This is a genomic window from Streptomyces sp. NPDC031132, from assembly GCF_055570595.1.
This window is the reverse complement of record NZ_JBVIGX010000033.1, coordinates 12,818-35,033: the sequence shown is the minus strand read 5'-3', so window position 1 is coordinate 35,033 and position 22,216 is coordinate 12,818. Positions and strand designations below refer to the sequence as shown.

The 22,216-nt window shown below is 71.9% G+C and carries 19 protein-coding genes; 6 read left to right on the top strand and 13 right to left on the bottom strand.

The genetic code is table 11. The annotated features are described in order from the left end of the window. Positions 1-51: 51 nt before the first annotated feature. The 6 genes from ACZ49B_RS32045 to ACZ49B_RS32020 form a co-directional block, all read right to left on the bottom strand. Positions 52-459, bottom strand: coding sequence for a PTS-dependent dihydroxyacetone kinase phosphotransferase subunit DhaM (locus ACZ49B_RS32045; RefSeq protein ID WP_468312728.1), 408 nt, complete (start codon positions 457-459; stop codon positions 52-54). Beyond that, complete coding sequence (dhaL, locus tag ACZ49B_RS32040; protein ID WP_468312725.1) at positions 456-1,076, bottom strand: dihydroxyacetone kinase subunit DhaL; 621 nt, start codon at positions 1,074-1,076, stop codon at positions 456-458. The genes ACZ49B_RS32045 and dhaL overlap by 4 nt, the downstream gene beginning before the upstream one ends. Positions 1,077-1,118: 42 nt before the next feature. Then, positions 1,119-2,123 carry a dihydroxyacetone kinase subunit DhaK gene (gene dhaK / locus ACZ49B_RS32035; RefSeq protein ID WP_468312722.1) on the bottom strand — a complete coding sequence of 335 codons (1,005 nt, stop codon included), beginning with the start codon at positions 2,121-2,123 and terminating at the stop codon, positions 1,119-1,121. A 116-nt stretch (positions 2,124-2,239) separates the two neighbouring features. Beyond that, the gene (locus ACZ49B_RS32030) at positions 2,240-4,057 is read right to left on the bottom strand and encodes a glycoside hydrolase family 15 protein (RefSeq protein WP_468312719.1); all 1,818 of its coding nucleotides are present in this window, start codon (positions 4,055-4,057) and stop codon (positions 2,240-2,242) included. A 47-nt stretch (positions 4,058-4,104) separates the two neighbouring features. Beyond that, positions 4,105-5,685 (bottom strand): GMC oxidoreductase, encoded by a 1,581-nt coding sequence (locus ACZ49B_RS32025; protein WP_468312717.1) that lies wholly within the window; start codon positions 5,683-5,685, stop codon positions 4,105-4,107. Positions 5,686-5,814: 129 nt separating this feature from the next. After that, positions 5,815-6,747, bottom strand: a complete 933-nt coding sequence (locus ACZ49B_RS32020) for a cyclase family protein (RefSeq protein ID WP_468312714.1) — start codon at positions 6,745-6,747, stop codon at positions 5,815-5,817. A gap of 155 nt (positions 6,748-6,902) precedes the next feature. Here ACZ49B_RS32020 and ACZ49B_RS32015 point away from each other — a divergent pair, with 155 nt between their 5' ends. Both ACZ49B_RS32015 and ACZ49B_RS32010 read left to right on the top strand, forming a co-directional pair. Next, positions 6,903-7,856, top strand: a complete 954-nt coding sequence (locus ACZ49B_RS32015; RefSeq protein WP_468312711.1) for a DUF389 domain-containing protein — start codon at positions 6,903-6,905, stop codon at positions 7,854-7,856. A 14-nt stretch (positions 7,857-7,870) separates the two neighbouring features. Then, positions 7,871-9,616, top strand: a complete 1,746-nt coding sequence (locus tag ACZ49B_RS32010) for a cation:proton antiporter (RefSeq protein ID WP_468312708.1) — start codon at positions 7,871-7,873, stop codon at positions 9,614-9,616. A 57-nt stretch (positions 9,617-9,673) separates the two neighbouring features. Here the strand turns inward: ACZ49B_RS32010 and ACZ49B_RS32005 are convergent, their stop codons facing one another. Genes ACZ49B_RS32005 through ACZ49B_RS31995 form a run of 3 tightly spaced genes read right to left on the bottom strand, consistent with a single transcriptional unit; the run spans position 9,674 to position 13,080 of the window. Further along, positions 9,674-10,726, bottom strand: a complete 1,053-nt coding sequence (locus ACZ49B_RS32005) for a cytochrome d ubiquinol oxidase subunit II (RefSeq protein ID WP_468312705.1) — start codon at positions 10,724-10,726, stop codon at positions 9,674-9,676. Then, positions 10,723-12,195 carry a cytochrome ubiquinol oxidase subunit I gene (locus tag ACZ49B_RS32000; protein ID WP_468312702.1) on the bottom strand — a complete coding sequence of 491 codons (1,473 nt, stop codon included), beginning with the start codon at positions 12,193-12,195 and terminating at the stop codon, positions 10,723-10,725. Before ACZ49B_RS32000 ends, ACZ49B_RS32005 begins: the two co-directional genes overlap by 4 nt. Before the next feature lie 45 nt (positions 12,196-12,240). Next, positions 12,241-13,080: an SDR family oxidoreductase gene (locus tag ACZ49B_RS31995; RefSeq protein WP_468312699.1), complete on the bottom strand. Its 840-nt coding sequence runs from the start codon at positions 13,078-13,080 to the stop codon at positions 12,241-12,243. 276 nt (positions 13,081-13,356) lie between these two features. Here ACZ49B_RS31995 and ACZ49B_RS31990 point away from each other — a divergent pair, with 276 nt between their 5' ends. Next, positions 13,357-14,271 (top strand): aldose 1-epimerase family protein, encoded by a 915-nt coding sequence (locus ACZ49B_RS31990; RefSeq protein ID WP_468312697.1) that lies wholly within the window; start codon positions 13,357-13,359, stop codon positions 14,269-14,271. Between the two features lie 9 nt (positions 14,272-14,280). Here ACZ49B_RS31990 and ACZ49B_RS31985 read toward each other — a convergent pair whose 3' ends face one another. Beyond that, on the bottom strand, positions 14,281-16,248 hold the full coding sequence (locus tag ACZ49B_RS31985) for an APC family permease (RefSeq protein ID WP_468312694.1): 1,968 nt from the start codon (positions 16,246-16,248) through the stop codon (positions 14,281-14,283). Between the two features lie 373 nt (positions 16,249-16,621). On the opposite strand from ACZ49B_RS31985, the gene ACZ49B_RS31980 reads away from it, so the two are divergent. Further along, on the top strand, positions 16,622-17,257 hold the full coding sequence (locus ACZ49B_RS31980; RefSeq protein WP_468312692.1) for an alpha-ketoglutarate-dependent dioxygenase AlkB: 636 nt from the start codon (positions 16,622-16,624) through the stop codon (positions 17,255-17,257). A gap of 30 nt (positions 17,258-17,287) precedes the next feature. Here ACZ49B_RS31980 and ACZ49B_RS31975 read toward each other — a convergent pair whose 3' ends face one another. The 3 genes from ACZ49B_RS31975 to ACZ49B_RS31965 all read right to left on the bottom strand — a co-directional run bounded on the left by ACZ49B_RS31975 (position 17,288) and on the right by ACZ49B_RS31965 (position 19,481). Further along, entirely contained in the window at positions 17,288-18,583 is a 1,296-nt protein-coding gene (locus tag ACZ49B_RS31975; protein ID WP_468312689.1) for an SUKH-4 family immunity protein, read from the bottom strand. Positions 18,584-18,645: 62 nt separating this feature from the next. After that, positions 18,646-18,969 (bottom strand): YkvA family protein, encoded by a 324-nt coding sequence (locus ACZ49B_RS31970; RefSeq protein ID WP_468312687.1) that lies wholly within the window; start codon positions 18,967-18,969, stop codon positions 18,646-18,648. Between the two features lie 35 nt (positions 18,970-19,004). Further along, entirely contained in the window at positions 19,005-19,481 is a 477-nt protein-coding gene (locus ACZ49B_RS31965; protein WP_468312684.1) for a MarR family winged helix-turn-helix transcriptional regulator, read from the bottom strand. Between the two features lie 116 nt (positions 19,482-19,597). Here ACZ49B_RS31965 and ACZ49B_RS31960 point away from each other — a divergent pair, with 116 nt between their 5' ends. Both ACZ49B_RS31960 and ACZ49B_RS31955 read left to right on the top strand, forming a co-directional pair. Further along, positions 19,598-20,155: a DoxX family protein gene (locus tag ACZ49B_RS31960; RefSeq protein WP_468312681.1), complete on the top strand. Its 558-nt coding sequence runs from the start codon at positions 19,598-19,600 to the stop codon at positions 20,153-20,155. Between the two features lie 129 nt (positions 20,156-20,284). Then, positions 20,285-22,216 (top strand): glycoside hydrolase family 15 protein (locus tag ACZ49B_RS31955; RefSeq protein WP_468312678.1); only part of this gene is annotated, 1,932 nt, incomplete at its 3' end.

Below are 22,216 nucleotides of genomic sequence, written 5' to 3'. Positions count from 1 at the left end.
GGGCACGCCGGCCGGCCGGCCGACGCCCAGGCCCGGTTCCGGGCCCCCGGCTCAGACCTTGCGGTACGTGTAGGCCTCCTCTGCCGCCGCGGCCACCGCGTCCAGGGGGGCGCCCGCGGAGGCGGCGACCACCGCCGCCACCGCGCCCTCCAGGAACGGGGCGTCCAGCAGCCGGGCCCCCGGCGGGAGTTCGTCCTCCACCAGCAGCGCCTTCACCGTCAGCACCGAGCTGCCCAGGTCTGCCAGCAGCGCCACCCCCGCGCCCCGGTCCACCTCGTGCGCGGCCGCCACGACGCGCTCCGCGCTCGTGCCCAGGCCGCCGTCCGCGGTGCCGCCCGCCGCCGCCACCGGGACGACCGGCCCGCCCGCCGCCAGGCCCCGCGCCAGTTCCGCCACGGACTCCGCGACCACCGCGCTGTGCGACACCAGTACGATCCCGACCGCCCCCGGCGCGCTCATGCGGCGTCCGCCCCGTCACCCGTGTCGGCGGCGTCCGCGAGAGCCGTCAGCAGCAGGGCCGCCGAGGTCGCCCCCGGGTCCTGGTGCCCGATGCTCCGCTCGCCCAGGTAACTGGCCCGCCCCTTGCGGGCCAGCATCGGCACCGTCGCCCGCGCGCCGCCCTCCGCAGCGTCCGCCGCCGCCCGGTACGAGGTGCTCAGCCCCGACACCCCCGGCACCAGCGCGTCCAGCATCGTCTTGTCGCCCGGTGCCGCCCCGCCGAGCTGCGCCACCGCGCCCACTCCCGCGTACAGGGCCTTCCGCACCTCCTCGTCCGAGACCTCGGCGGCCTCCCCGAGTTCCTTGCCCGTGCGCCGCAGCAGCGTCCCGTACAGCGGGCCCGACGCGCCGCCGACCGTCGAGATCAGCGTCCGCCCCGCCAGTTGCAGCACCGCCCCCGGCGTCGCGGCGGGGTCCGCCTCCAGGGCCGCCCGTACCGCGGTGAAGCCGCGCAGCAGATTGCTCCCGTGGTCGGCGTCCCCGATGGGGGAGTCGAGCTCGGTCAGCCGGTCCGCCTCGCGCTCCACCGCGGCCCCGGCGGCCGTCATCCAGCGCCGGAAGAAGTCCACGTCACGCACTTCCGTCTCCTTGCCTCGTCCGCACCTCGTCCGCCCAGCTTCTCAGCAGCCCCACCGCAGAGCCGCGGTGCGGACCGGCGCGTCCCACAGCCGCAGCAGCTCCTCGTCCACGCGGCACAGCGTCACCGAACATCCCGCCATGTCCAGGGAGGTGACGTAGTTCCCGACCAGCGTCCGCGCCACCGCCACCCCGCGCTCCGCCAGCACCCGGGCCACCTCCGCGTGGAACCCGTACAGCTCCAGCAGCGGCGTCGCCCCCATGCCGTTGACCAGCGCCAGGACGGGGCCGTCCGCCGGACCGACCTCCGCCAGCTCCTCCAGCACGGCGCCCATCGCGACCTCCGCGATCTCGCGCGCCGGCATCACGGCCCGCCGCTCGCGGCCCGGCTCGCCGTGGATGCCGATCCCCAACTCGAGCTCCCCGTCGGGCAGGTCGAACGTCGGACTGCCCTTCGCCGGTGTCGTGCACGCGCTGAGCGCCACCCCGAAACTGCGGGAGGACGCGTTCACCTGCCGGGCGAGCGCCGCGACCCGCTCCAGCGGGGCGCCCTCCTCGGCCGCCGCGCCGGCGATCTTCTCGACGAACAGCGTCGCCCCGGTGCCGCGCCGCCCCGCCGTGTACAGGCTGTCGGTGACGGCCACGTCGTCGTTCACCAGGACGCGCTCCACCCGCAGGCCGTCCTCCTCGGCGAGCTCGGCGGCCATCTCGAAGTTCAGCACGTCACCGGTGTAGTTCTTGACGACGAACAGCACCCCCTGCCCGCAGTCCACGGCCGCGGCCGCCCGCAGCATCTGGTCGGGCACGGGCGAGGTGAACACCTCCCCGGGACACGCGGCCGACAGCATCCCGTACCCCACGAACCCGGCATGCAGCGGCTCGTGCCCCGACCCGCCCCCGGAGACCACACCGACCCTGCCCCCGTCCCGCGCGTCGCGCCGTACGACGACCCGCCGCTCCACGTCGACGTCCAGCTCGGGATGCGCGGCGGCCATCCCCCGCAGCGCATCGGCGACGACGGTCTCGGGGCTGTTGATCAGCATCCGCATGGGTGTCTCCTGATCGGGTCGACCGGTGAGCCTCCGGGCGGTGGGCCCGATGGCGACGGTAGAGCAGCCCGATGCCCGGGACCAGGCCGCCGCGCCCGGCGCAGACGGCGGCGGGTTCAGCGCTGGATGGCGTCGAGCGCCTCGTTCAGCGTGGTCGCGGCCATGATGAGGGACAGGTGGGTGAAGGCCTGGGGAAAGTTGCCGAGTTGCTCGCCGCTGGGGCCGATCTCCTCGGCGAACAGCCCGATGTGGTTGGCGTACGTGTGCATCTTCTCGAAGGTGTAGCGGGCCTGCGGCAGCCGCCCGGCACGGGCGAGGGCATCGACGTAGAGGAACGTGCAGAGGCTGAACGTCCCCTCCGAGCCGCGCAGTCCGTCGGGCGAGGCTGCGGGGTCGTAGCGGTAGACGAGGCTGTCGGACACCAGAACGCGGTCCATGGCGTCGAGGGTGGACAGCCAGCTCGCGCTCCGCGGCGCGAGGAATCCGACCCGGGGGATCAGCAGCAGCGAGGCGTCCAGGACGTGGCTGCCGTAGTGCTGGACCAGGGACTGCTCCTTCTCGCTCCAGCCGCGTTCCATGACCTGTTCGAGGATGTCGTCACGGGCCTTCGTCCACAGGGCGGTGTCGGCCGGCCGGCTGAACTCGGAGGCGACCTTCAGGCCGCGGTCGAAGGCCGCCCAGCACATCACGCGGCTGTAGGTGAAGTCCTGCCGTCCGCCGCGGGTCTCCCAGATGCCCTCGTCGGGCCGGTCCCAGGAGTCGGCGAGCCAGTCCAGGGTCCGGGCGAGGGCCTTCCAGCCGCGGTAGTCGGCCTGTACGGCGACCGCGTGGCCCTCGGACAGGGCGTACAGCGCCTCGCCGTAGATGTCGAGCTGCAACTGGTCCATGGCCGCGTTTCCGGCCCGCACGGGGTACGAACCCCGGTAGCCCTCGAAGTGTTCGAGGATCTCCTCGGTCAGGTGCGGGTCACCGTCGACCCGGTACATGATCTGCAGGGGCTCCCCGTCCGGCCCCTCGTGGGCGCGCAGGCGGTTGCCGAGCCAGTGGGTGAACCGGGCGGCCTCCTCCGCGAAGCCGAGGTCGAGCAGGGCCCGTACCGACAGGGACCCGTCGCGCACCCAGGTGTAGCGGTAGTCCCAGTTGCGTTCGCCGCCGACCTGCTCGGGAAGCCCCATCGTGGCGGCGGCGACCGGCGCGCCGGAAGGGGCGTACGTGAGCAGCTTGAGCGTGATGGCCGAGCGGTACACCATCTCCGCCCAGCGGCCGTGGTAGTGCGACGTGCGCACCCACTTCTGCCAGTAGTCGACCTGTTCCCACAGCTCCTCGGTGATCCGGTCACGCTCCGGCGGGGGCGGCGCCGTGCTGCCCTCCCGGCCGGTGGTGAACACCGCCGCCTCCGCCTGGCCGTCGGTGAGCGTGACCGAGGCCCGGACGTCCTGGCCGTCCCGTTCGAGCGGAAACGTGGCCTGCAGGAACGCGGTCGCCCCGGGTGCACGGAACGTCGCCCGGCCGTCCGCCAGGTCGAGTTGGTGGGGTGTGCGCGCGTAGTCGAAGCGGGGGCGGCATTCGAGGGAGAAGCGCACGGTGCCGCGCACGGCGCGGATCACCCGCACCAGGGTGTGCCGGTCGGACGCCGTGAGGCCCCGGTGGACCGGCATGTAGTCGACGGTCTCGCCCACCCCGTCGGGGGACATGAAGCGGGTCACCACGACCGCCGTGTCCGGGTAGTAGAGCTGCTTCCACGTTCCCTCGTCCTGTTCCGGCGCGAGCAGGAAGTGACCGCCCTTGTCGTGGTCGAGCAGCGCCGCGAAGATGCTCGGGGAGTCGAATCGCGGGGCCGCGAACCAGTCGATCACTCCTCTGGACGACACCAGTGCCGCGGTTTGCAGGTCCCCCACGAGTCCGTGGTCGGCTATGGGCGGGTAGCGGTCCATGTCTGTCCTCCTCGGGACGGCTCAGCGGTGATCCGCCCGGGTCCCGGTCATTGCAGTCGCTCCGCGAGGTGGTCTCCGACGCGCAGGGCGTTGGCGATGGCGGTCAGCGAGGGGTTGACCGCTCCGATGCTCGGGAAGAAGCTCGTGTCGACCACGTAGAGGTTGTCGAGGTCGTGGGCCTTGCAGTTGACGTCGAGCGCGGAGCTCTGCGGGTCGCGGCCGAAGCGGACGGTGCCGGCCTGGTGCGCCGTGGCGCCGATGGGCATGCCCTTGTGCAGGTAGATGCTGTGCGACAGCAGATGGTGCTCGTGCATGCCCAAGTGGCCCAGCATGCCCTGCAGCTTGTGCCGCAGCCGCTTCAGACCGGCGACGTTGTTCTTCTCGTCGAGGGCGAGGTGGATCCCGCCGTCCCCGTCGAGGGTGACGCGGTTGTCCGGCGCCGGCAGGTCCTCACCGCACAGCCAGAAGTCGACCGCGTGATGGGCGAGCACCTCGAAGGGCATGTCCGGGGTCACGGCACCGGCCCAGCGCGGTGCCTCGCCGTGGATCTGCTCGGAGTCCGACTTGCCGAGCATCTGGATGCCGCCGAGGGGGTAGTCCCAGTCGTCGCTGCCCAGGTACCAGTCGTGCAGGGCCAGCGTCTTCTGGAACTTGGTGCCGTTCGGCTCCTGGGACACCGCCATCAGGGCCAGGTTGTTGTGCCGCATGTAGTGCCGGCCGACCACGTCCGAGCTGTTGGCCAGGCCCTGAGGGTGCCTGCCGTCGGCCGAACGCAGCAACAGGACGGCGGAGTTGACGGCCCCGCAGGCCACCACCACGATGTGGGCGGCGAACCGGACGGTCGAGCCGTCGCCCAGTTCCGCGACGACCGAGGTGACGCTGCGCCCGGTGGCGTCCGTCTCGAGCCGGCGTACGTCGGCATGCGTGATCATCTCGACGTTGGCGTGCTCCAGGGCCGGGTCCACACAGATGACCTGGGCGTCCGACTTCGCCCCGACCAGGCAGGGGAAGCCGTCGACTCGGTCGCAGCGGATGCAGGCGCTCCCGTGCGCCGCCCGTCCCTGGTCGTCCTGGAGGAGGTTCACCCCGATCGGGAGGTGGAAGGGGTGCAGGCCCTGCTTCTCCAGATCGTCGCTCAACTGCTGGATGCGCGGCTCGTGTTCCACGGGCGGATGGGCGTACTGGGCGCTGGCCGGCCCCTCGGTGGGGTCCTCGCCGTGCCGGCCGTGGACGAGGTAGAGGTGCTCGGCCTGCGTGTAGTACGGCTCCAGGTCGCCGTAGTTCAGCGGCCAGGGGGGAGAGATGCCGTCATGGTGGCGGAGTTCGCCGAAGTCCTCGGGGCGCAAGCGGAAGAGCGCGGCGCCGTAGAACTTGGTGTTTCCGCCGACGTAGTAGTTCACCTCGGGCGGGAACCGGTCTCCGTGCTTGTCGTACCAGAACTCCGGTGCGCGGTACTTCCCTTTGACGAAGACCTCGGTCGAGTCCCAGTTGTCCCGTTCACGTGGGAGGTAGCCGCCGCGCTCGAGGAGGAGGATCCGCTTGCCGGTGGGCGCCAGGCGGTGGGCGAGCGTGCCGCCGCCGGCACCTGTGCCGATGATGATGACGTCGTACTCCCGAGCCTCGGGCATGCAGGCCACCTCCCCGGAGCACGATCTGCTCCTGTCGGGTGAGTTGGGGTCCGTATCGCAACTACAACGTAGCTCCGGAGGGGATGCCCAGCGAGTCGGGCGGGCGGGAACGCCGGGATGCCCGGCCGGTCACAGGATCGCGAGGGGATTGACGGGAGAACCGGTCGCCGCGGGCAGCCGTAGCGGCGCGATGACGCAGAGGAACGACCAGCGGCCCTCCCGTTCGCAGAGGGGAGACAGCTCCTCGAACTGCAGGTAGTCGAGCAGGTGCAACCCCATCGCGTGGATGGCGAGCACGTGTACCGGGAACGCGACGCCCTGCGCCGCACTGGGAGCCGTGTCGTTGTTGCCGTCACTGCCCAGCACGGCCACTTGGCGCTCGGCCAGGAAGCGCAGGGCGGTCGGGTGGAGCCCGGCCCGGGAGCCGGCCGTGTCCCAGGCGCCGAGCTCCCGGCGCCGCCGCCGGTGCCCGACGCGTACGAGGAGGATGTCCCCCCTGCCGACCCGCAGCCCCTGCCGCGCTTCGGCGGCGGCCAGGTCCTCGGCGCTCACGTGCGACCCCGGTTCGAGCCAGGGGCTGCCGTGCAGCCGCGGGATGTCCAGGAGCACTCCCCGGCCGACGATGCCGTTGCGGACCAGGTCGACGGAGAGGGCCGCGGCGCCGTCCTCGGAGAGCACGTCCGTGGCGGGGACGCCGCCGTGCAGGGTGCCGCCGTAGATGACGTGGCAGAGCGCGTCGATGTGGCTGTCGACGTCGCCGTGGATGTTCATGGCGATGCGGTCCCGGGCGAACTGCAGGCCGCCCGGGTCCGGGACGCCGCCGACGGGCGCGGTGAGCCGGTGCTCGGCCGGTTCGGCGTTGTCCGGTGCCTCGCGGGTGTTCACGGGCGCGGCGAGCGAGACCGTGCGGCCGGTGCGGACCTCGCGGACGGCTGCCAGGGTCTGTGCGGGCGTGAGGGTGTCCAGGGCTCCCAGGGGTGCGGCACCGCCGGGTGCCGCACTGCGCAGTTCACGATAGAGCGACCGGAAGCCTGCCTCGGTCATCCCGTCGGACGTACCCATGCCCTCACCATCCGGCACACCCGCTGCCCGCGCGCGCCGAGCGGTGAGCCGGCCGCATCCGATTTGCCGAGCCCCCGGACCGCCGCGTTAATGGACGGGTGGCCTGTCCGGGCCCGGCGTACCCGTGCGCCTCCCCCTCACACGCGGAGATTCGCTTGGACATGCTGCACGTCCGGGCAGTGAGCCCGCCGGACCTCACGGGTCGTGCCATGGCCCTGCTGAGCGCCCAGCCGTGTGTCCTCAACCTCTCCCTGCAGCCCGGCAGCGTACGGAACCCCGACGGCGACGCCATCGTGTGCGACGTCCTCACCGGAGTCGCCAACGAGGTACTGCGCGGGCTGCGCGACCTCGGACTCGAACGGCGGGGGTCCATCGTCCTCGACCCGATCGACACGGCCTTCTCCGATCACGCGGCCAGAGCCGGGGCCGAGGTGCTCGGGTCCCGGCTGCGCGTGCCGGTATGGGAGCAGGTGGAGGCCCGGATCCGGGCCTCGGGGCGGTATCCCCCGAGCTTCTACCTCTTCATGGGCATCGCCGGTGTCATCGGTGCGGTCGGCATCATCACCAACTCGCAGATCCTCATCGTCGCGGCCATGGTGGTCGGTCCGGAGTACGGAGCCGTCAGCAGCGTCGCCCTGGGCATCGACCACCGTTCCCGCCCACCCGTCCGGGAGGGCCTTGCGGCGCTGCTCGTGGGCTTCCTGCTGGTCGTGGCGGCCACCTTCCTGTTCGGCCTGCTCGTCCGCGGCTTCGGCCTCCAGCCGCAGGCCTTCGAGCTCGGGATCAGGCCTGTGTCGAACCTGATCAACACACCCAATTTCTTCTCGGCGGTGGTGGCCGTGCTCGCCGGGATCGTGGGCATCGTCTCGCTGACCGAAGCCCGCACCAGCGCACTGCTCGGCGTCTTCATCTCGGTGACCACCATCCCGGCGGCAGCCGACATCGGGGTCTCGTGCGCGTTCGCCAGTTGGGGCGAAGCCTTGGGATCCCTGTTCCAACTGATGCTCAACATCTTCGTACTGATCCTGGTCGGAACCGGGACGCTCAAGGTCCAGCGGGCGATGTGGCGGCGTGTCACGGCCCACCGGAACCGGCGGGCCGGGCCGTGAACACAGCCGCCGCCTTGTCGGAAGACCAGGTGTTCACGGGCCTCGGACTGATCGTCGTCCTGGCCGTGGGCTCCCAGCTGCTGGCAACCCGGCTGCGCATCCCCGCGCTGATCGTCCTGCTGCCGGTCGGATTCACCGCCGGCGCGCTGACCGATGACGTGAACCCGGAAAAGCTGCTCGGAGCCGCCTTCTCCCCGCTGGTCTCGCTGGCCGTCGCGGTGATCCTCTACGACGCCGGGCTCGGCCTGGACCTGCAGCGGTTCAGGGCGCACACCCGCCGGGTCGTGGTGCGGCTGATCTGGCTCGGCGGGCTGCTCACCGCGGGGTCGGCGGCGCTGCTCGCCGGCCCTCTGCTGGGGATGTCGGGCGGTGCGGCCGTGATGCTCGGGGCCATCCTGATCGTCTCCGGCCCCACGGTCGTCGGACCGCTGCTCAACTTCGTACGGCCCACGGAGCGGTTGCAGCACATCCTCATCTGGGAGGGCACGCTCATCGACCCGGTGGGAGCCATCCTGGGGGCCCTCGTCTTCCACGGCGTGGTGGCCGGGAACAGCAGCGGCCTCGGCAGCGAGGTGCTGGAGTTCACCACCAGTGCCGCGGTGGGCCTGGCCGGCGGCGTCGTGGGCACCGTGGTGCTCATGCTGCTGCGCAGGCTGCGGCCGGGAGCCGTGCTGGGCACCACGGTCCAGCTGGCCGCGGTGATCGGTGTGGCGGCTGCCTGCAACGTGGTCCGGGACGACACGGGCCTGATCGCCGCCGTGCTGATGGGGCTGGCGGTGGCGAACCTGCCCGGCTCCGACACGGGCGCCCGCAATCCCTTCTTCGAGACCCTGGTGCACCTGGTCATCGGCCTCCTGTTCATCTCCATCTCGGCCACCGTCACTCCCCGTTCGCTGCGCCATGTGGTGCTGCCGACGCTCGGTCTCGTCGCGCTCCTCGTCCTGGTGACCCGGCCGCTGGTGGCGGCCGCCGCGTCGCTCGGTACGGATCTGACGCGCGGGGAGCGGGGGTTCCTGGGATGGATGGCGCCGCGCGGCATCGTGGCCGCGGCGACCGCCTCGACGTTCTCGGCCACGCTGGCCGCCAAGGGCGTGGGCGGCGCCTCGAAGATCCTTCCCGCCACGTTCGTGGTGATCGTGGTGACCGTCATGCTCTACGGGTTCACCGCCATGCCGGTCGCCAAGCGGCTGGGCGTCGTGCGTCCGTCGCGCTCCCGGCCGCTGCTCGTGGGCGGTGATCCCTGGGTGGTCGATCTGGGACTGGCTCTGAGGTCGGCCGGGCTGGAGGTCGTCATGTGGGCGGGGCACGATGCGCAGCGGGACCGGATCAGGGCCGCGGGGCTCGAACTCGCCCCCGGCGAGCTGTTCGCCGCGGCCACCGGCTCGGGCGCCGAGCTGGAGGGCCTCACCGGCGTCCTGCTCCTCACCGACGAGAGCGACTTCAACGCCCTGGCCTCCATGAACCTGCAGGGCAGTGTGGAGGGCCCGGTGTACCGCCTGGGGCCGGCGACCGACACCCAGGGCGTCGTCGCCCCGTACACGGGCGGCCACGTGCTCTTCGACCCCGCGCTGACCGGAGCCGAGCTGTCCCGCCGCTACGACCAGGGCGCCCGCCTCGTCACGCGTCGCCTGCAGGGTGCCGTCCCGGCCGGACACCATCTGCTGTTCCTCGTGCGTGCGGACGGCACGCTGCTGCCCGTCACCCGGACCGGCGGTCCCGTGCCGCGGTCCGGGGACATCGCCGTACTCCTGGGCGGTTGATTGCCTCGGCCCCGGCGGTGCCGCGGTCCATCGCCCGGCAGGCGCACCCCACCACGATCACCGGTCCCTGCCCGGATCCCGGTTCGCGGCGGTACGCCGCAGGTCGTTCTCGGCGAGAGGCTGCAGGGCGCCGCTGGTGTCCAGCCGGTAGAGCAGGACCAGCGGAGGTCCGACGAGCACCATCGCGATGACCGTGACCAGGAGCAGCCAGCGCAGTGTCGTCGACGCTCCGGCCGCCTGGTCCACGGTCAGCGAGGTGGGGATGAGGTACGGCCGCTGGGCCAGCCCCCAGGCGACCACGACGAGGGCGACGCTGCCGACCGCCGTGATCCTCGCCCAGCCCGTGGCGGTGCGGTAGAGCAGCGCGGCGGTGGCCACGGCGCAGACGGCGGCCACCACGACTACGGCGAGGCCGACGCCGCTGGTGAGCCCGTCGTAGACGTAGCGCGCGTCGTGGTGGGTGACGCCGAGGCCGACGACGGCCAGGACGGCGACGGCCCCGAGGCTGCACCAGGCCCGCAGCCGGAAGTAGTGGACGAGGTCGGGGGCGTCGAAACGCCGCGCGTCGGCGGTGAGGAACACCGCGCCCAGGAAGGCGGTCGCGGCGACGGTGAGCAGCCCGGCGAGCACGGAGGTCCCGTTGGACCATGCGTCGGCGGACGCCTTCGTCCCTGGAGCGACCCGGCCCGTGGCCAGGCCGCCGACCACCGCCCCGAGGAAGAAGGGCACCAGGAGGGAGGACACGGCGAAGGCGGCGCCGTAGATCCTGCGGCGCGCGATGCGCGTCATGGGCTTGCGCAGGGCGAAGCCCGCACCGCGCAGGACGAGCCCCACGGCCGCGAGCGCCAGGGGGAGCCACATGGCCGTGAAGACCGTCTGGAACAGGACCGGAAAGCCCGTCCACATGAACACCAGGACGAAGATGAGCCAGACGTTGTTCGTCTCCCAGACGGGCTCCATGGCGTGGTCGACCAGCCAACGGGGCCGCTTGCCCCGTTCGGTGCCGCCCGCGAACAGATCCCAGAACCCGGCTCCGTAGTCCGTCCCGCCGGCGCACGCGTAGGCGGCCACGGCGGCCAGCAGCACCCAGGCCACGACGTCCTGGATCATCGCCCTCCTCCGTCACCGCGTGCAGCGCCGTGGTCCGGTGCGGCCGCGGCGGTCGCCCGGCGGGGCCCGTAAGGGGTGTCGCCTTCCGGCGTGCCGGCGGCCTCCGCCTCGCCCTGTTGTTCGTCGGCGGCCCGCCAGCGGGTGCGCATCTTGAGCAGGACGCCCAGGAAGGTGCCGAAGATCAGCGCGTAGACCACGATCACGATTCCGAGCATCGCCCACAGCGACGAGGCCCGGGTGTCCGTGACGGCTTCGGACACCCTCATGTTCTCGTACACGATCCAGGGCTGGCGGCCCACTTCGGTGGTGATCCAGCCGCATTCCACCGTCACCAGGCAGGCCGCTCCGGCCACGGCGGCGCACCGGAAGAACCACGGTGAGCGCGGCAGGTCGCGGCGCCGCAGCCAGCACCAGCCGTACCAGAGCGCGAGCAGGACGAGCAGGCTTCCGATCGTCACCATGATGTCGAACGCCCAGTGGGCGATCGTGGCCTGGGCCGCCGTCGGGCGGTCGCTCGCGGGGACCGACGACAGACCCGTCACCTGGGTGTCCGGGCTGAAACCGGCGAGGATCGAGTCCAGTTGGGGGATCTTGATCCCACCGGAGATCGACCCGTCGGGATGCAGGCGTCCGAACATGTACTCGGGTACGTGGGTGTCCGTCTTCCAGACGATCTCGGTGGCGGCGAACTTCACCGGCTGCTTGTGGAAGACCGAGCGGGCGATGGAGTCCCCGAGCACGAACTGCACGGGGGTGAGGATCGCGGCGACGGTGAACGGCACGGTGAAGCCGAGCCGGTGGTAGTGGTCACGCCGGCCGCGCAGCCAGCCGACCGCGTACACCCCGGCCACGACGTAGCCCGCCGTCAGGACGACACCGGCCACGAAGTGCCAGTACTCGGGGCCGAACATCGGTGTGAAGATCGCCTTGCGGACGTCGACGTCCACGGGATTGCCGTCGGCGTCGAGCGAGAAGCCGCGCGGAGTGTTCATCCAGGAGTTCGCGGCGATGATTCCGAACGCCCCCAGCAGCGCCGTCAGCGGCAGGGGCAGACCCAGCCAGAAGTGCGTCCACGGCTTCAGCCTCCGCCAACCGTAGAGGTAGATGGCGATGAGGATCGCCTCGAGGAAGAACGCCCAGGCCTCGACCCCGAATCCGAGGCCGAAGACGTCGCCCCACCTGCCCATCAGGCCCGGCCAGAGCAGGCCGAACTCGAAGGAGAGCACGGTGCCGGTGACGATGCCGATGGCGAACTGCACGGCCATGACCGCCGACCAGCGCCGCGCGAGCAGCAGGGCGACCGCGTCGCCCTTGCGCAGCCCGCGGTAGTGCATCAGGAGGGTGATGGCCGGCAGGGCCACGCCGAAGGGCACGAGCAGCATGTGGGAGGCCAGGGTGAAGGCCATGAGCTCGCGGGCGGGGAGCAGCTGCGCAGGGGTGTCCGCCAAGATCGCGATCGCGCTGTTCATGTGAGCCCCAGGGGTACGTGCCGGACGGCTGAAGGGCTGCGGGCCTCAGCCACCGGTGGCGAACCCGGGGAACAGGGTCATGCCTCCGTCCACGTAGATCGTCGTCCCCACGACGTAGTCGAGCAGGTCGGAGGCGAGGACGGTCACGGCGTTCGCGATGTCCTCGGGGTCGCCGACGCGGCGGTACGGGACGAGCCGCAGCAGGTCCGCCTCGGCCTCGGGGGTGTCCCAGGCGCTGCGGTTGATGGGCGTGCGGATCGCACCCGGAGCGACGGCGTTCACCCGGATCCGTTGCGGGGCGAGCTCCTGCGCGAGCGTGGTCATGAGCATCTGTACGCCGCCCTTGGAGGAGGCGTAGTTCACGTGCCCGGCCCAGGGGATGATCTGGTGCACCGAGCTCATGCAAATGATCTTCCCGGCGGAGCGCGACACCTCCGGCACGACGCCGCGGCGCAGGAACTCCTTGGTCGCCTCACGGGCGCACAGGAACTGACCGGTGAGGTTGACGTCCAGCACCTTGCTCCACTGGGCCATGGTCATGTCCGTGACCGCGGCGTCCCGCTGCAGACCGGCGTTCGCGACCATGACGTCGATGGTCCCGAACTCCTCGACCATCCGGGCCACCATGTCGACGACCTGGTCCTCCTGCGACACGTCGCCCTCGTGCGCGTAGGCGCGGACCCCGAAGCCCTCGATTTCCCGCACCACCTCTTCCGCGGCGTCCTGCCCGGAGACGTAGTTCACGACCACGTCGGCGCCCGCTCGTCCGAGGCCGATCGCGGTGGCCTTCCCGATGCCGGAGTTCGCCCCTGTCACCAGGGCCTTCTGCCCCTTGAGGAGCTGAGGAACGAGCAGCGTTCCACGGTCGTTGCCGCTGGCTTCCACTGAAACTCTCCCTGGGTGCTGACGGGGACACGAAGGCCGCGCCACCACGAGAGCACCGCGGCACGGCCCCGGCCAGGTGGCACGACCGCAGCTGGCCCGATGGAGGGCTCTCCCCGAGCCGAACGGCTCAACGGCGGCGGGGGAGACCGGCCGACCGTGCACGCCCACGGCGGGGGACGGCCGGCCGAGGTGCGAGGTGATCCGCACGGTGATGGAATGGAACCACCCGGTGTGCGGGATCCCGAACCCCGACCGCCACCGGCGAGGATGGCGAACATGCATCGGACGGGTGCCCAGTTCCGGCTGACCTGTGGTCAGCAGACCGTCGTCGTCGTGGAGCTGGGCGGCGCCCTGCGCCACTACGCCGTCGCCGAGCGCCTGGTCGTCGACGGTTTCGGCGTCGACGACCGGATAGAGGGCGGACGCGGACAGCTCCTCCTGCCGTGGCCCAACCGGATCGGAGACGGCCGGTACCGGTGGCAGGGGCAGGAACTGCAGCTGCCGGTCAACGAGATCGAACACGCCAACGCCATCCACGGGCTGCTGCGCTGGACGTCATGGCAGGCGGTGGAGCAGGCGGACACCCGCGTGGTGTTGGCGACCACGCTCTGGCCCCAACCCGGCTACCCCTTCCACCTGGTGGCGCGGGCGGAATACGCACTCGACCGCCACGGCATGACGGTCACGCTCACGGCGCAGAACGTCGGCGACACCCCCGCACCGTACGGAGCCGGTCAGCACCCGTATCTCGCCGTGGGACCCGGCACGGTCGACGGCATGCTGCTGACCGTGCCCGCCCGGACCTGGCTGCGCACCGACGACCGCGGCCTGCCCGTCGCGTCCGAGCCGGTCTCGGGGACGCCCTACGACTTCGGCGCGCTGCGGCCCATCGGCCCGCAGCGGCTGGACACGGCCTTCACGGACCTGCGGCGGGAGGCGGACGGGCGGGCCGTCGTACGTCTTGCCGAGCGGTCCGGCGCGTACGGTACCGATCTGTGGCTCGGTGAGGGGGCGGACTTCGTGCAGGTGTTCACCGGGGACACCCTGCCCGAGCCGCACCGGCGCCGGAGCGTCGCCGTGGAGGCGATGAGCTGCGGCCCCGACGCCTTCCGCCGCGACACCGCGCGCGTACGTCTCGAACCGGGGGCCCGGCACACGCTGCAGTGGGGACTCGCGCCCTGGCGGGGGTAGTGGCCTGCGTCAGCCCGCGTGGACGTGGGGGCGGCGGTTGCGGTCGGGTTCGGCCTCGCGGATGACCTCGCGGGTGACGGGGGCGACCTCGCCCTGGCCGAAGAGGAAGAAGCGCAGGAAGTTGGCCATCGGGTTGCCCTCGGTCCACTCGAAGTAGATGTGGGGGCGCTGGCCGGTCTCGTCCCGTACGTGGAGCAGCAGCGCGGCGAGGGCGTTGGGGATGCTGGAGCTTTCCAGGGTCAGGACGCGATAGCGGTCGTGGAGGACCTCGCCGCGCACGCGCATGCCCGATTCGAATTCGGAGGCGTCCAGGACGGTGACCTCGACGAACATGACGTCGTCGCCGGCCGGGATGTCGTTGTCGGCGCGGATCTGCCGGACCTTGTCGCGGTACTCGGCCTTGTCGCGGCTGTCGGGCTCGTTGGCGATGAACCGTATCGTCCGGTTGGCGGTGTCGCGGATGAACCGCTGGGCCATGTCGTCGAATTCCACGTGGGTGACGCGCAGCTCGAAGACGCGGGCGAGGCGGGAGAGGAGCGAGAGGGCCATGATGCCGGCGATGAAGCAGGCGCCGATCTTCACGCCGTCGGGGCGCTCGGCGACGTTGACCGCGGTGGTGTAGACGAACACCGCGGAGATCACGCCGAAGGCGATCGTCCAGCCGCGCTCCCCGGCGCGGCGGGCGGCGATGGTCACGGCGACGGCGGCCGAGGTGATCAGGACGAGGACACCGGTGGCGTACGCGCCGCCCTGCGCGTCGACGTCGGCGTCGAAGAGCCAGGTCACCAGGAAGGCGATCAGGGTGAACACGATGACCATGGGCCGCAGGGCGCGGGCCCAGTGCGGGGCCATGCCGTAGCGGGGCAGGTAGCGCGGCATCAGGTTCAGCAGGCCGGCCATGGCCGAGGAGCCCGCGAACCAGAGGATCAGGATGGTCGAGATGTCGTAGACCGTGCCGAAGGCGGACCCCAAGTTCTCGTGGGCCAGGTACGCGAGGGCGCGGCCGTTGGCCTCCCCGCCCGGCTGGAACGCCTCGGCGGGGATCAGCAGCGTGGTGACGAAGCTGCTGGTGATGAGGAAGACGCTCATGATCACGGCGGCCGTGGTCAGCAGCTTCTTCGTGCCGCGGATCCGGCCCGCGGGCTTCTCCTCGGTGTCGTCCGGGGAGCCCTGGACGTGCGGCATGACCGCGACGCCGGTCTCGAACCCGGACAGGCCCAGTGCCAGCTTGGGGAAGACCACGAGCGCGATGGCGATCATCATGAACGGGTTGCCGTGCTCGGCGGTCAGCGCCTGCGTCCAGTCGCCGATGACGTGGGGCTCGCTGACGACCTGCCACAGGCCGTTCGCGATGACGACGACGTTCAGCGCGAGGTACGAGAAGACCAGGACCACGGCCACCCCGATGGCCTCGCTGAACCCCTTGAGGAACACGGCGCCCAGCAGGGCGATCATGATCAGGGTGATCAGTACCTGGTGGCCGTTCAGGGTGCTGGTCAGATGCGGGTTCTCCACCAGGTGCGCGGTCGCGTCGGCCGCCGACAGGGTGATCGTGATCAGGAAGTCGGTCGCCGCGAAGCCCAGCAGGGTCAGGACGAACAGCTTGCCCTTCCAGAACGACAGCAGCCGCTCCAGCATTGCGATGGACCCCTCGCCGTGCGGGCTCTCCTCCGCGACCCGCCGGTAGACCGGCAGGGCTCCGAGCAACGTCAGCACCACCAGCACGATCGTCGCCAGCGGCGACAGCAGTCCGGCCGCGAGCGCCGCGATGCCCGGCTGGTAGCCGAGGGTCGAGAAGTAGTCGAGGCCCGTCAGGCACATCACCCGCCACCACGGCCGCCCGTGATCGGCGGTCGCGGAGGTGCCGCCCTCGCCGGGCTCCCCCTCCGGCCGATGCCCCGACCTGTGCTTCGTCTGGTCGGTCAGGCCTTCCAGGAGCCATGCCCTCAGGCGGCTCGGCCGGGTGGGGGTGGCCATCGGGGGTGCTCCTTCGTACGGCTTGGATCCGGCCATCGGCGCGACGGCTGGGCAAGCGTACGGAACCCGATCATCCGTGCACGCGCGCGTTCCCATGCTGACGGGCCCTCGACGGTGTCGCGCGGCGGCCTGCTCCGGTTGGCCGGAGGGGTGAACTCCTGCCCGAAACCCGGCTCCCACCTGCGCGGACGCGCCGTCTCGCGCCCCGCTGCCGACGGACGCCCGGGCGCGCGGCCGCGCTCCGTCTTGACGGCTCCTTGACGTCTCTCTAGCGATACCTTGACGGGCCGCTCGCGCAGATGCGGGTGCGGGGAGGCGGCCCCGCGGGCCGTTGAATCGAGCGAATGTTCGAGTGAGGCGCTACGATGGATCCGTGCGTACGATCCCCGGCCTCCAGGGCTCCCTCTTCGACCAGGGCGACGAGATCCGCCTCGGCCCGCTCTCGGACGTGCGCCGCACCCCGCTCGGCTCCAGCGCCTGGGTCGACCACCTGCCCGGCTGGCTCTCCGGCGCCGACACGCTCTTCGAGCTGCTGGCCGAGGAGGTGCCGTGGCGGGCCGAGCGCCGCCAGATGTACGAGCGCGAGGTCGACGTACCCCGCCTGCTCGCCTTCTACGACGAGGGCGAGCCCCTGCCGCACCCCGCGCTCACCGAGGCCCGCGACACGCTGAGCGGGCACTACGCCGCCGAGCTCGGGGAACCCTTCGCCACCGCCGGGCTCTGCCTCTACCGCGACGGCCGGGACAGCGTCGCCTGGCACGGGGACCGCATCGGCCGGTCCGCCACCGAGGACACCATGGTCGCGATCGTCTCGGTCGGCGACCCCCGCGACCTCGTCCTGCGCCCCCGCGACGGCGGCCCCACCCTGCTCCGCCTGCCCCTGGGGCACGGCGACCTCGTCGTGATGGGCGGCTCCTGCCAGCGGACCATGGAGCACGCCATCCCCAAGTCCAGCCGCGCCGTCGGGCCGCGCATCAGCATCCAGTACCGCCCGTGCGGCGTCCGCTGAGCCGGGTCCGGCCCGCCGGACGCGCAGCGGTCAGTAGCCGTAGACGCTCAGTTCCGTGATGGCCGCGAAGATGTGCTCCCAGACCGCGGCGCCGGGCTCTTCGGGGTCGTCGGACTCCAGGACGTCCGGCTCCAGCTTCCCCACCTCGCAGAGGAAGGAGCCGTAGCCGTTCTCCTCCGGATACGGGTCCCAGCACGCCCCCATGAACCGGCGCACCGCCTCCAAGAGGCGTACGAACGTCTCGGTGTCCCGGGCGAAGGGGAACGGCCCCTCGTCCTCCCGGACCAGCGACACCGCGCCCGTCTCCGGGTGGAGGAGCACGTGGCCTTCGTCGGCGTAGCCCAGCTCGAACGTCCCCAGGTGGAGCAGACCGCCGAAGTCGACCTCGGGCTCCGGGTCCCCGGGCTCCGGCTCCCCGGGTCCTTCCTCCGTCCAGGCGAGCTCGAACGAGGTCACGCCCGCCGCCCAGTGGCGCGGCAGGCCCACCGTGCTGATCAGCTCCCGGGTCGGGAGGTGGGTCAGCGCCGCGGGCAGCCGCGCCTGCGGTACGCGGACCGTGTGGTCCGCGCCGAACACCGCCTCCACGCGGGCCGCGTCCAGCACAGTCCCGCCCGGCTCCGGGCCGGCGAACCACGGATTGCCCGCGCCCTCCTCCCACGAGGAGGTGTCGGCGCCGCCGGTGGGCCACCCCGCCGCCACCACCGCCTCGTTGCGCTCCACCACCACGATCCCGCGGGCCTCGGTGAGCAGGAACCGGCCCCCGCCGAGGGGTACGGGGTCCTCCCAGGTGCCGGGGCAGTGCAGCGCCCAGGCCTCCTCGTCCGGGGCGAAGAGGAACGGCTCCTCCTCGCGCTCCGCCGAGCGCCGGGTGAACTCGCCGGCGGCGGGCGCGGGGCACGGCTCGCCGGTGGCGAGGTCGAACCAGCGCTCCTCGGTCCACAGCGACCAGACCTTCAGCAGGCTGCGGCCGTCCGGCCCGTCGAAGACGCCGGCCGAGGCGTCCCCGCTGAGGTTCGGCTCGGCCCGGAACGCCCCGACCGGCCGCCACCAGGCCCATACGGTCCGCCACGGCATGCCGGGCTCGGCCGCGGCGACCTGCTCCGCGTACGCATCGTGCCCCAGCACCTTCGCGGCGAAGTGCAGCCAGGAGCCGAACTCCGCCCGCGACACCTCCGCATGACCGAACACGGCCTCGGCCTGGGTGAAGACCTCGCGGCCGGCCCCGCCGCCGGCCTCGGGGCCGGGCCACTCCCGTATGCGGGCGGCTCCGGCCTCCAGCAGGGCGGCGGGGGAGGAGAACAGGGCGTCAAGATCTTCACGGGGCATGCCACCATGGTGCCGGAGGTCACTGACAGTCCCCGGTCCAGGGGGTGTTGGGCGCCCTGCCGCTACGCGGGGTCCGGCTCCTTCGCCCCAGCGGGCTTCGAGGCCTCCACCGAGCCCGGTCGCACCGCCCCCGCCGCCGCGTGCAGGGAGCGCAGGGCCAGCAGAAGTACGCCGATGTCGTCGAGGTACACCGGGTCCGGGATCAGGTCCACGGGCGAGACGGTGTAGATCACCGCGACCCAGAAGAGCGCTTTGTCGCGCAGCGGGATCCCCGCGTCGAGCAGCAGGCGCCGCGCCGCGAAGACCCGTACGAGCAGCACGCCGGCCGCGATCGCCAGCCCGAGGGCGACTACCGCGACGACCGTCAGCCAGACCGTTGCGTCCATGCCATCCCTATACCCCGTCGGGTACCGATATCCGCTTATCCGCCGTGCTGTCCGCCGTGCTCGCGCAGTCGGCGGCTGACCTCGCCCAGCCCGTCCGCGAGCACCTCGAGCTGCTCGGGCGTGAGGACGTCGATCAGCGCCTCCCGGACGGTGGCCACATGACCGGGCGCGGCCGCCTCCAGGCGGGCGCTGCCGGCGTCCGTGAGGACGGCGAAGACCCCGCGCACGTCGGAGGGGCAGCTGCGGCGGCGGACCAGACCCGCCTTCTCCAGCTGGGTGACCTGGTAGGTCAGCCCGCTTTTCGAATTGATCAGGCCATTGGCGAGTTCTGTCATCCGCAGCTCGCGGTCCGGGGCCGCCGCGAGGCGCACGAGTATCTCGTACTGCGGGTGCGAGAGCCCGGAATCGTCCTTGAGCTGCTGGTCGAGACGGCGGTTCACCAGGGCGGATGCGGCCAGGAAGCCGCTCCAGGCGCGCATCTCGCGCTCGTCCAGCCATCTCGTTTCAGCCATGCGCCCAGGGTACACGGGTTGTTCCAATTTGAATCAATGGTTAGGGTCGGGGCCGGCGGTTCGAATTTGAACAACTCTGTCCCCGCCCCGGACCGCCCGACCGGAAGGATCCCCCCATGACCAGCCCCTCCGTCACCGCGACGAAGCCGCAGGCCGCTGCCGCACCGGCCGTCCCGCCCGCCCTCTCCACCCCCGCCCACGACGCCGGCCTGCTCCTCCTGCGCGTGGTCCTCGGACTCACCATGGCCGGGCACGGCACCCAGAAGCTCTTCGGCTGGTTCGGCGGCGGCGGCATCAGCGGCACCGGCCAGTTCTTCACCGCCAGCGGTTACCCGTCGGGCGACGCCATGGCCGTGCTCGCCGGCCTGACCGAGACCCTCGGCGGCCTCGGACTCGTCCTCGGGCTGCTCACCCCGCTCGCCGGAGCCGCGGTCGTCGGCACCATGATCAACGCGATCGCCGTCCACGGCGCCGGGTCGTTCTTCGCCCCGAAGGGCATCGAGTACGAGCTCCTCCTGACCGTGGGCGCCGCAGCCCTCGCCCTCACCGGCCCCGGCCGGTACGCCGCCGACCGGTTCCTGCCCGTCCTGCGCAGCCACCGCCTGGCCCACGGGGCCCTCGCCGTCGCCCTCGGCGTGGTCATCGCGAGCGCGCTGCTCCTCGTACGCAACTAGGACGTCTCTCTTTCGGATCACGCCTCGCCGGCGTGTCCGAAACAGACGGCCCGAGCCGTCTCTCGCGCGCACGAGGGTGCCCGGGCCCCACGCTGATTGGGCCCGGGGATTCGGGGGAACAGCGCACAAATGACACAACCCATCGAAGACTACGCACTCATCGGCGACCTCATGACCAGCGGGCTCGTCGGCCGCGACGGGTCCCTCGACTGGCTGTGCCTCCCGCGCTTCGACTCGCCCGCCTGCTTCGCGGCACTCCTCGGAGACAAGGAGAACGGCCACTGGCGCATCGCCCCGTCCGGGATCGCCGACGGCGAGCAGTGCACCCGCCGCGCCTACGTCGACGGCTCACTGGTCCTGGAGTCCTACTGGGACACCCCCGACGGCGGCTCGGTCAAGGTCACCGACTTCATGCCGCAGCGCGACAGCGCACCCGACGTGATCCGGATCGTCGAGGGCCTCTCCGGCGAGGTCACCGTACTCAGCGTGCTGCGCCTGCGCTTCGACTACGGGCACGTCGTCCCCTGGGTCCGGCGCACCAACGGCGACCGGGTGGCCATCGCCGGGCCCGACTCCGTCTGGTTCCGCAGCGAGCCGCCCGTACACACCTGGGGCGAGGCCAACAGCACCCGGTCCGAGTTCACGGTCGCCGCAGGCGAGCAGGTCGCCTTCGTCCTCACCTGGCACGCCTCGCACGAGCCGCGCCCCACGCCCTGCGACCCGTACGAGGCCCTGGAGCAGAGCCTGGCCGACTGGCGCGAGTGGAGCGGGCAGTGCACCTACGAGGGCCCCTACCGGGAGGCCGTGACCCGCTCCCTGATCACCCTCAAGGCCCTCACGTACGCCCCGACCGGCGGAATCGCGGCCGCCGCCACGACCTCCCTCCCCGAGGAGATCGGCGGCGTCCGCAACTGGGACTACCGCTACTGCTGGCTGCGCGACGCCACCCTCACCCTCGGCTCCCTCCTGGAGACCGGCTTCCTGGACGAGGCCCGCGCCTGGCGCGAATGGCTGCTGCGCACGATCGCCGGCGACCCCGCCGACCTCCAGATCATGTACGGGATCGGCGGCGAGCGGCGGATCCCCGAATTCGACCTGCCGTGGCTGCGCGGTTACGCCTCCTCCTCCCCGGTCCGTGTCGGCAACGCGGCCGTGGACCAGCTCCAGCTCGACGTGTACGGGGAGGTCCTCGACTCCCTCTACCTGGCCAGGTCGAACGGACTGCCCTCCGAGCGGCACGCCTGGCGGATCCAGCTCGCGCTCCTCGACTTCCTGGAGCGCAACTGGCACCGGCCGGACGAGGGCCTGTGGGAGGTCCGGGGGCCGCGCCGGCACTTCGTGCACTCCAAGGTGATGGCCTGGGTCGCCGCGGACCGGGCCGTGCGCACCATGGAGAGCGACTCCTCGCTGCTCGGCGACGTGCAGCGGTGGCGGACCATGCGGGATCAGGTGCACCGGGATGTGATCGAGAACGGCTTCGATCCCGTACGGGGCACCTTCACGCAGTACTACGGCTCCCGCGAGCTGGATGCGGCCACCCTGCTCATCCCGCGGGTCGGGTTCCTGCCGCCCGACGACCCGCGCGTGATCGGCACGGTCGACGCGGTCCGGGCGGAGCTCGGCAGCAGCGGCCTGGTACGCCGCTACAGCACCGAGGGTCCGTCGGTGGACGGGCTGCCCGGCGACGAAGGGGCCTTCCTGGCCTGCTCGTTCTGGCTGGCCGACGCGCTGCACATGACCGGGCGGGAGAAGGAGGCGCGGGAGCTGTTCGAGCGGCTGCTGGCCGTACGCAACGACGTGGGGCTGCTCGCGGAGGAGTACGACCCGGTATCGGGCTGCCAACTCGGCAACTTCCCGCAGGCGTTCAGCCACGTCGGCCTGGTGAACACGGCCATCACCCTGGGCCGGCCGCCGGTCGACAGCATCGGGGGGGGGGGGGGGGGGGGGGGGCCCCAACCCCCCCCCCCCCCCCCCAAAGAAAGGTTCAACCCCGTCGACCCGCCCCCCCCCCCGCGCCTTCCCCACCCCCGGCCCTTCCTCCCCCGACCTCAGGGAAAAACC

Coding starts and splice junctions, on each gene's coding strand:
- ACZ49B_RS32045 (WP_468312728.1), bottom strand. CDS start 459: ATGAGCGCGCCGGGGGCGGTCGGGATCGTACTGGTGTCGCACAGCGCG.
- dhaK (WP_468312722.1), bottom strand. CDS start 2,123: ATGCGGATGCTGATCAACAGCCCCGAGACCGTCGTCGCCGATGCGCTG.
- ACZ49B_RS32030 (WP_468312719.1), bottom strand. CDS start 4,057: ATGGACCGCTACCCGCCCATAGCCGACCACGGACTCGTGGGGGACCTG.
- ACZ49B_RS32025 (WP_468312717.1), bottom strand. CDS start 5,685: ATGCCCGAGGCTCGGGAGTACGACGTCATCATCATCGGCACAGGTGCC.
- ACZ49B_RS32020 (WP_468312714.1), bottom strand. CDS start 6,747: ATGGGTACGTCCGACGGGATGACCGAGGCAGGCTTCCGGTCGCTCTAT.
- ACZ49B_RS32005 (WP_468312705.1), bottom strand. CDS start 10,726: ATGATCCAGGACGTCGTGGCCTGGGTGCTGCTGGCCGCCGTGGCCGCC.
- ACZ49B_RS32000 (WP_468312702.1), bottom strand. CDS start 12,195: ATGAACAGCGCGATCGCGATCTTGGCGGACACCCCTGCGCAGCTGCTC.
- ACZ49B_RS31990 (WP_468312697.1), top strand. CDS start 13,357: ATGCATCGGACGGGTGCCCAGTTCCGGCTGACCTGTGGTCAGCAGACC.
- ACZ49B_RS31985 (WP_468312694.1), bottom strand. CDS start 16,248: ATGGCCACCCCCACCCGGCCGAGCCGCCTGAGGGCATGGCTCCTGGAA.
- ACZ49B_RS31975 (WP_468312689.1), bottom strand. CDS start 18,583: ATGCCCCGTGAAGATCTTGACGCCCTGTTCTCCTCCCCCGCCGCCCTG.
- ACZ49B_RS31970 (WP_468312687.1), bottom strand. CDS start 18,969: ATGGACGCAACGGTCTGGCTGACGGTCGTCGCGGTAGTCGCCCTCGGG.
- ACZ49B_RS31965 (WP_468312684.1), bottom strand. CDS start 19,481: ATGGCTGAAACGAGATGGCTGGACGAGCGCGAGATGCGCGCCTGGAGC.
- ACZ49B_RS31960 (WP_468312681.1), top strand. CDS start 19,598: ATGACCAGCCCCTCCGTCACCGCGACGAAGCCGCAGGCCGCTGCCGCA.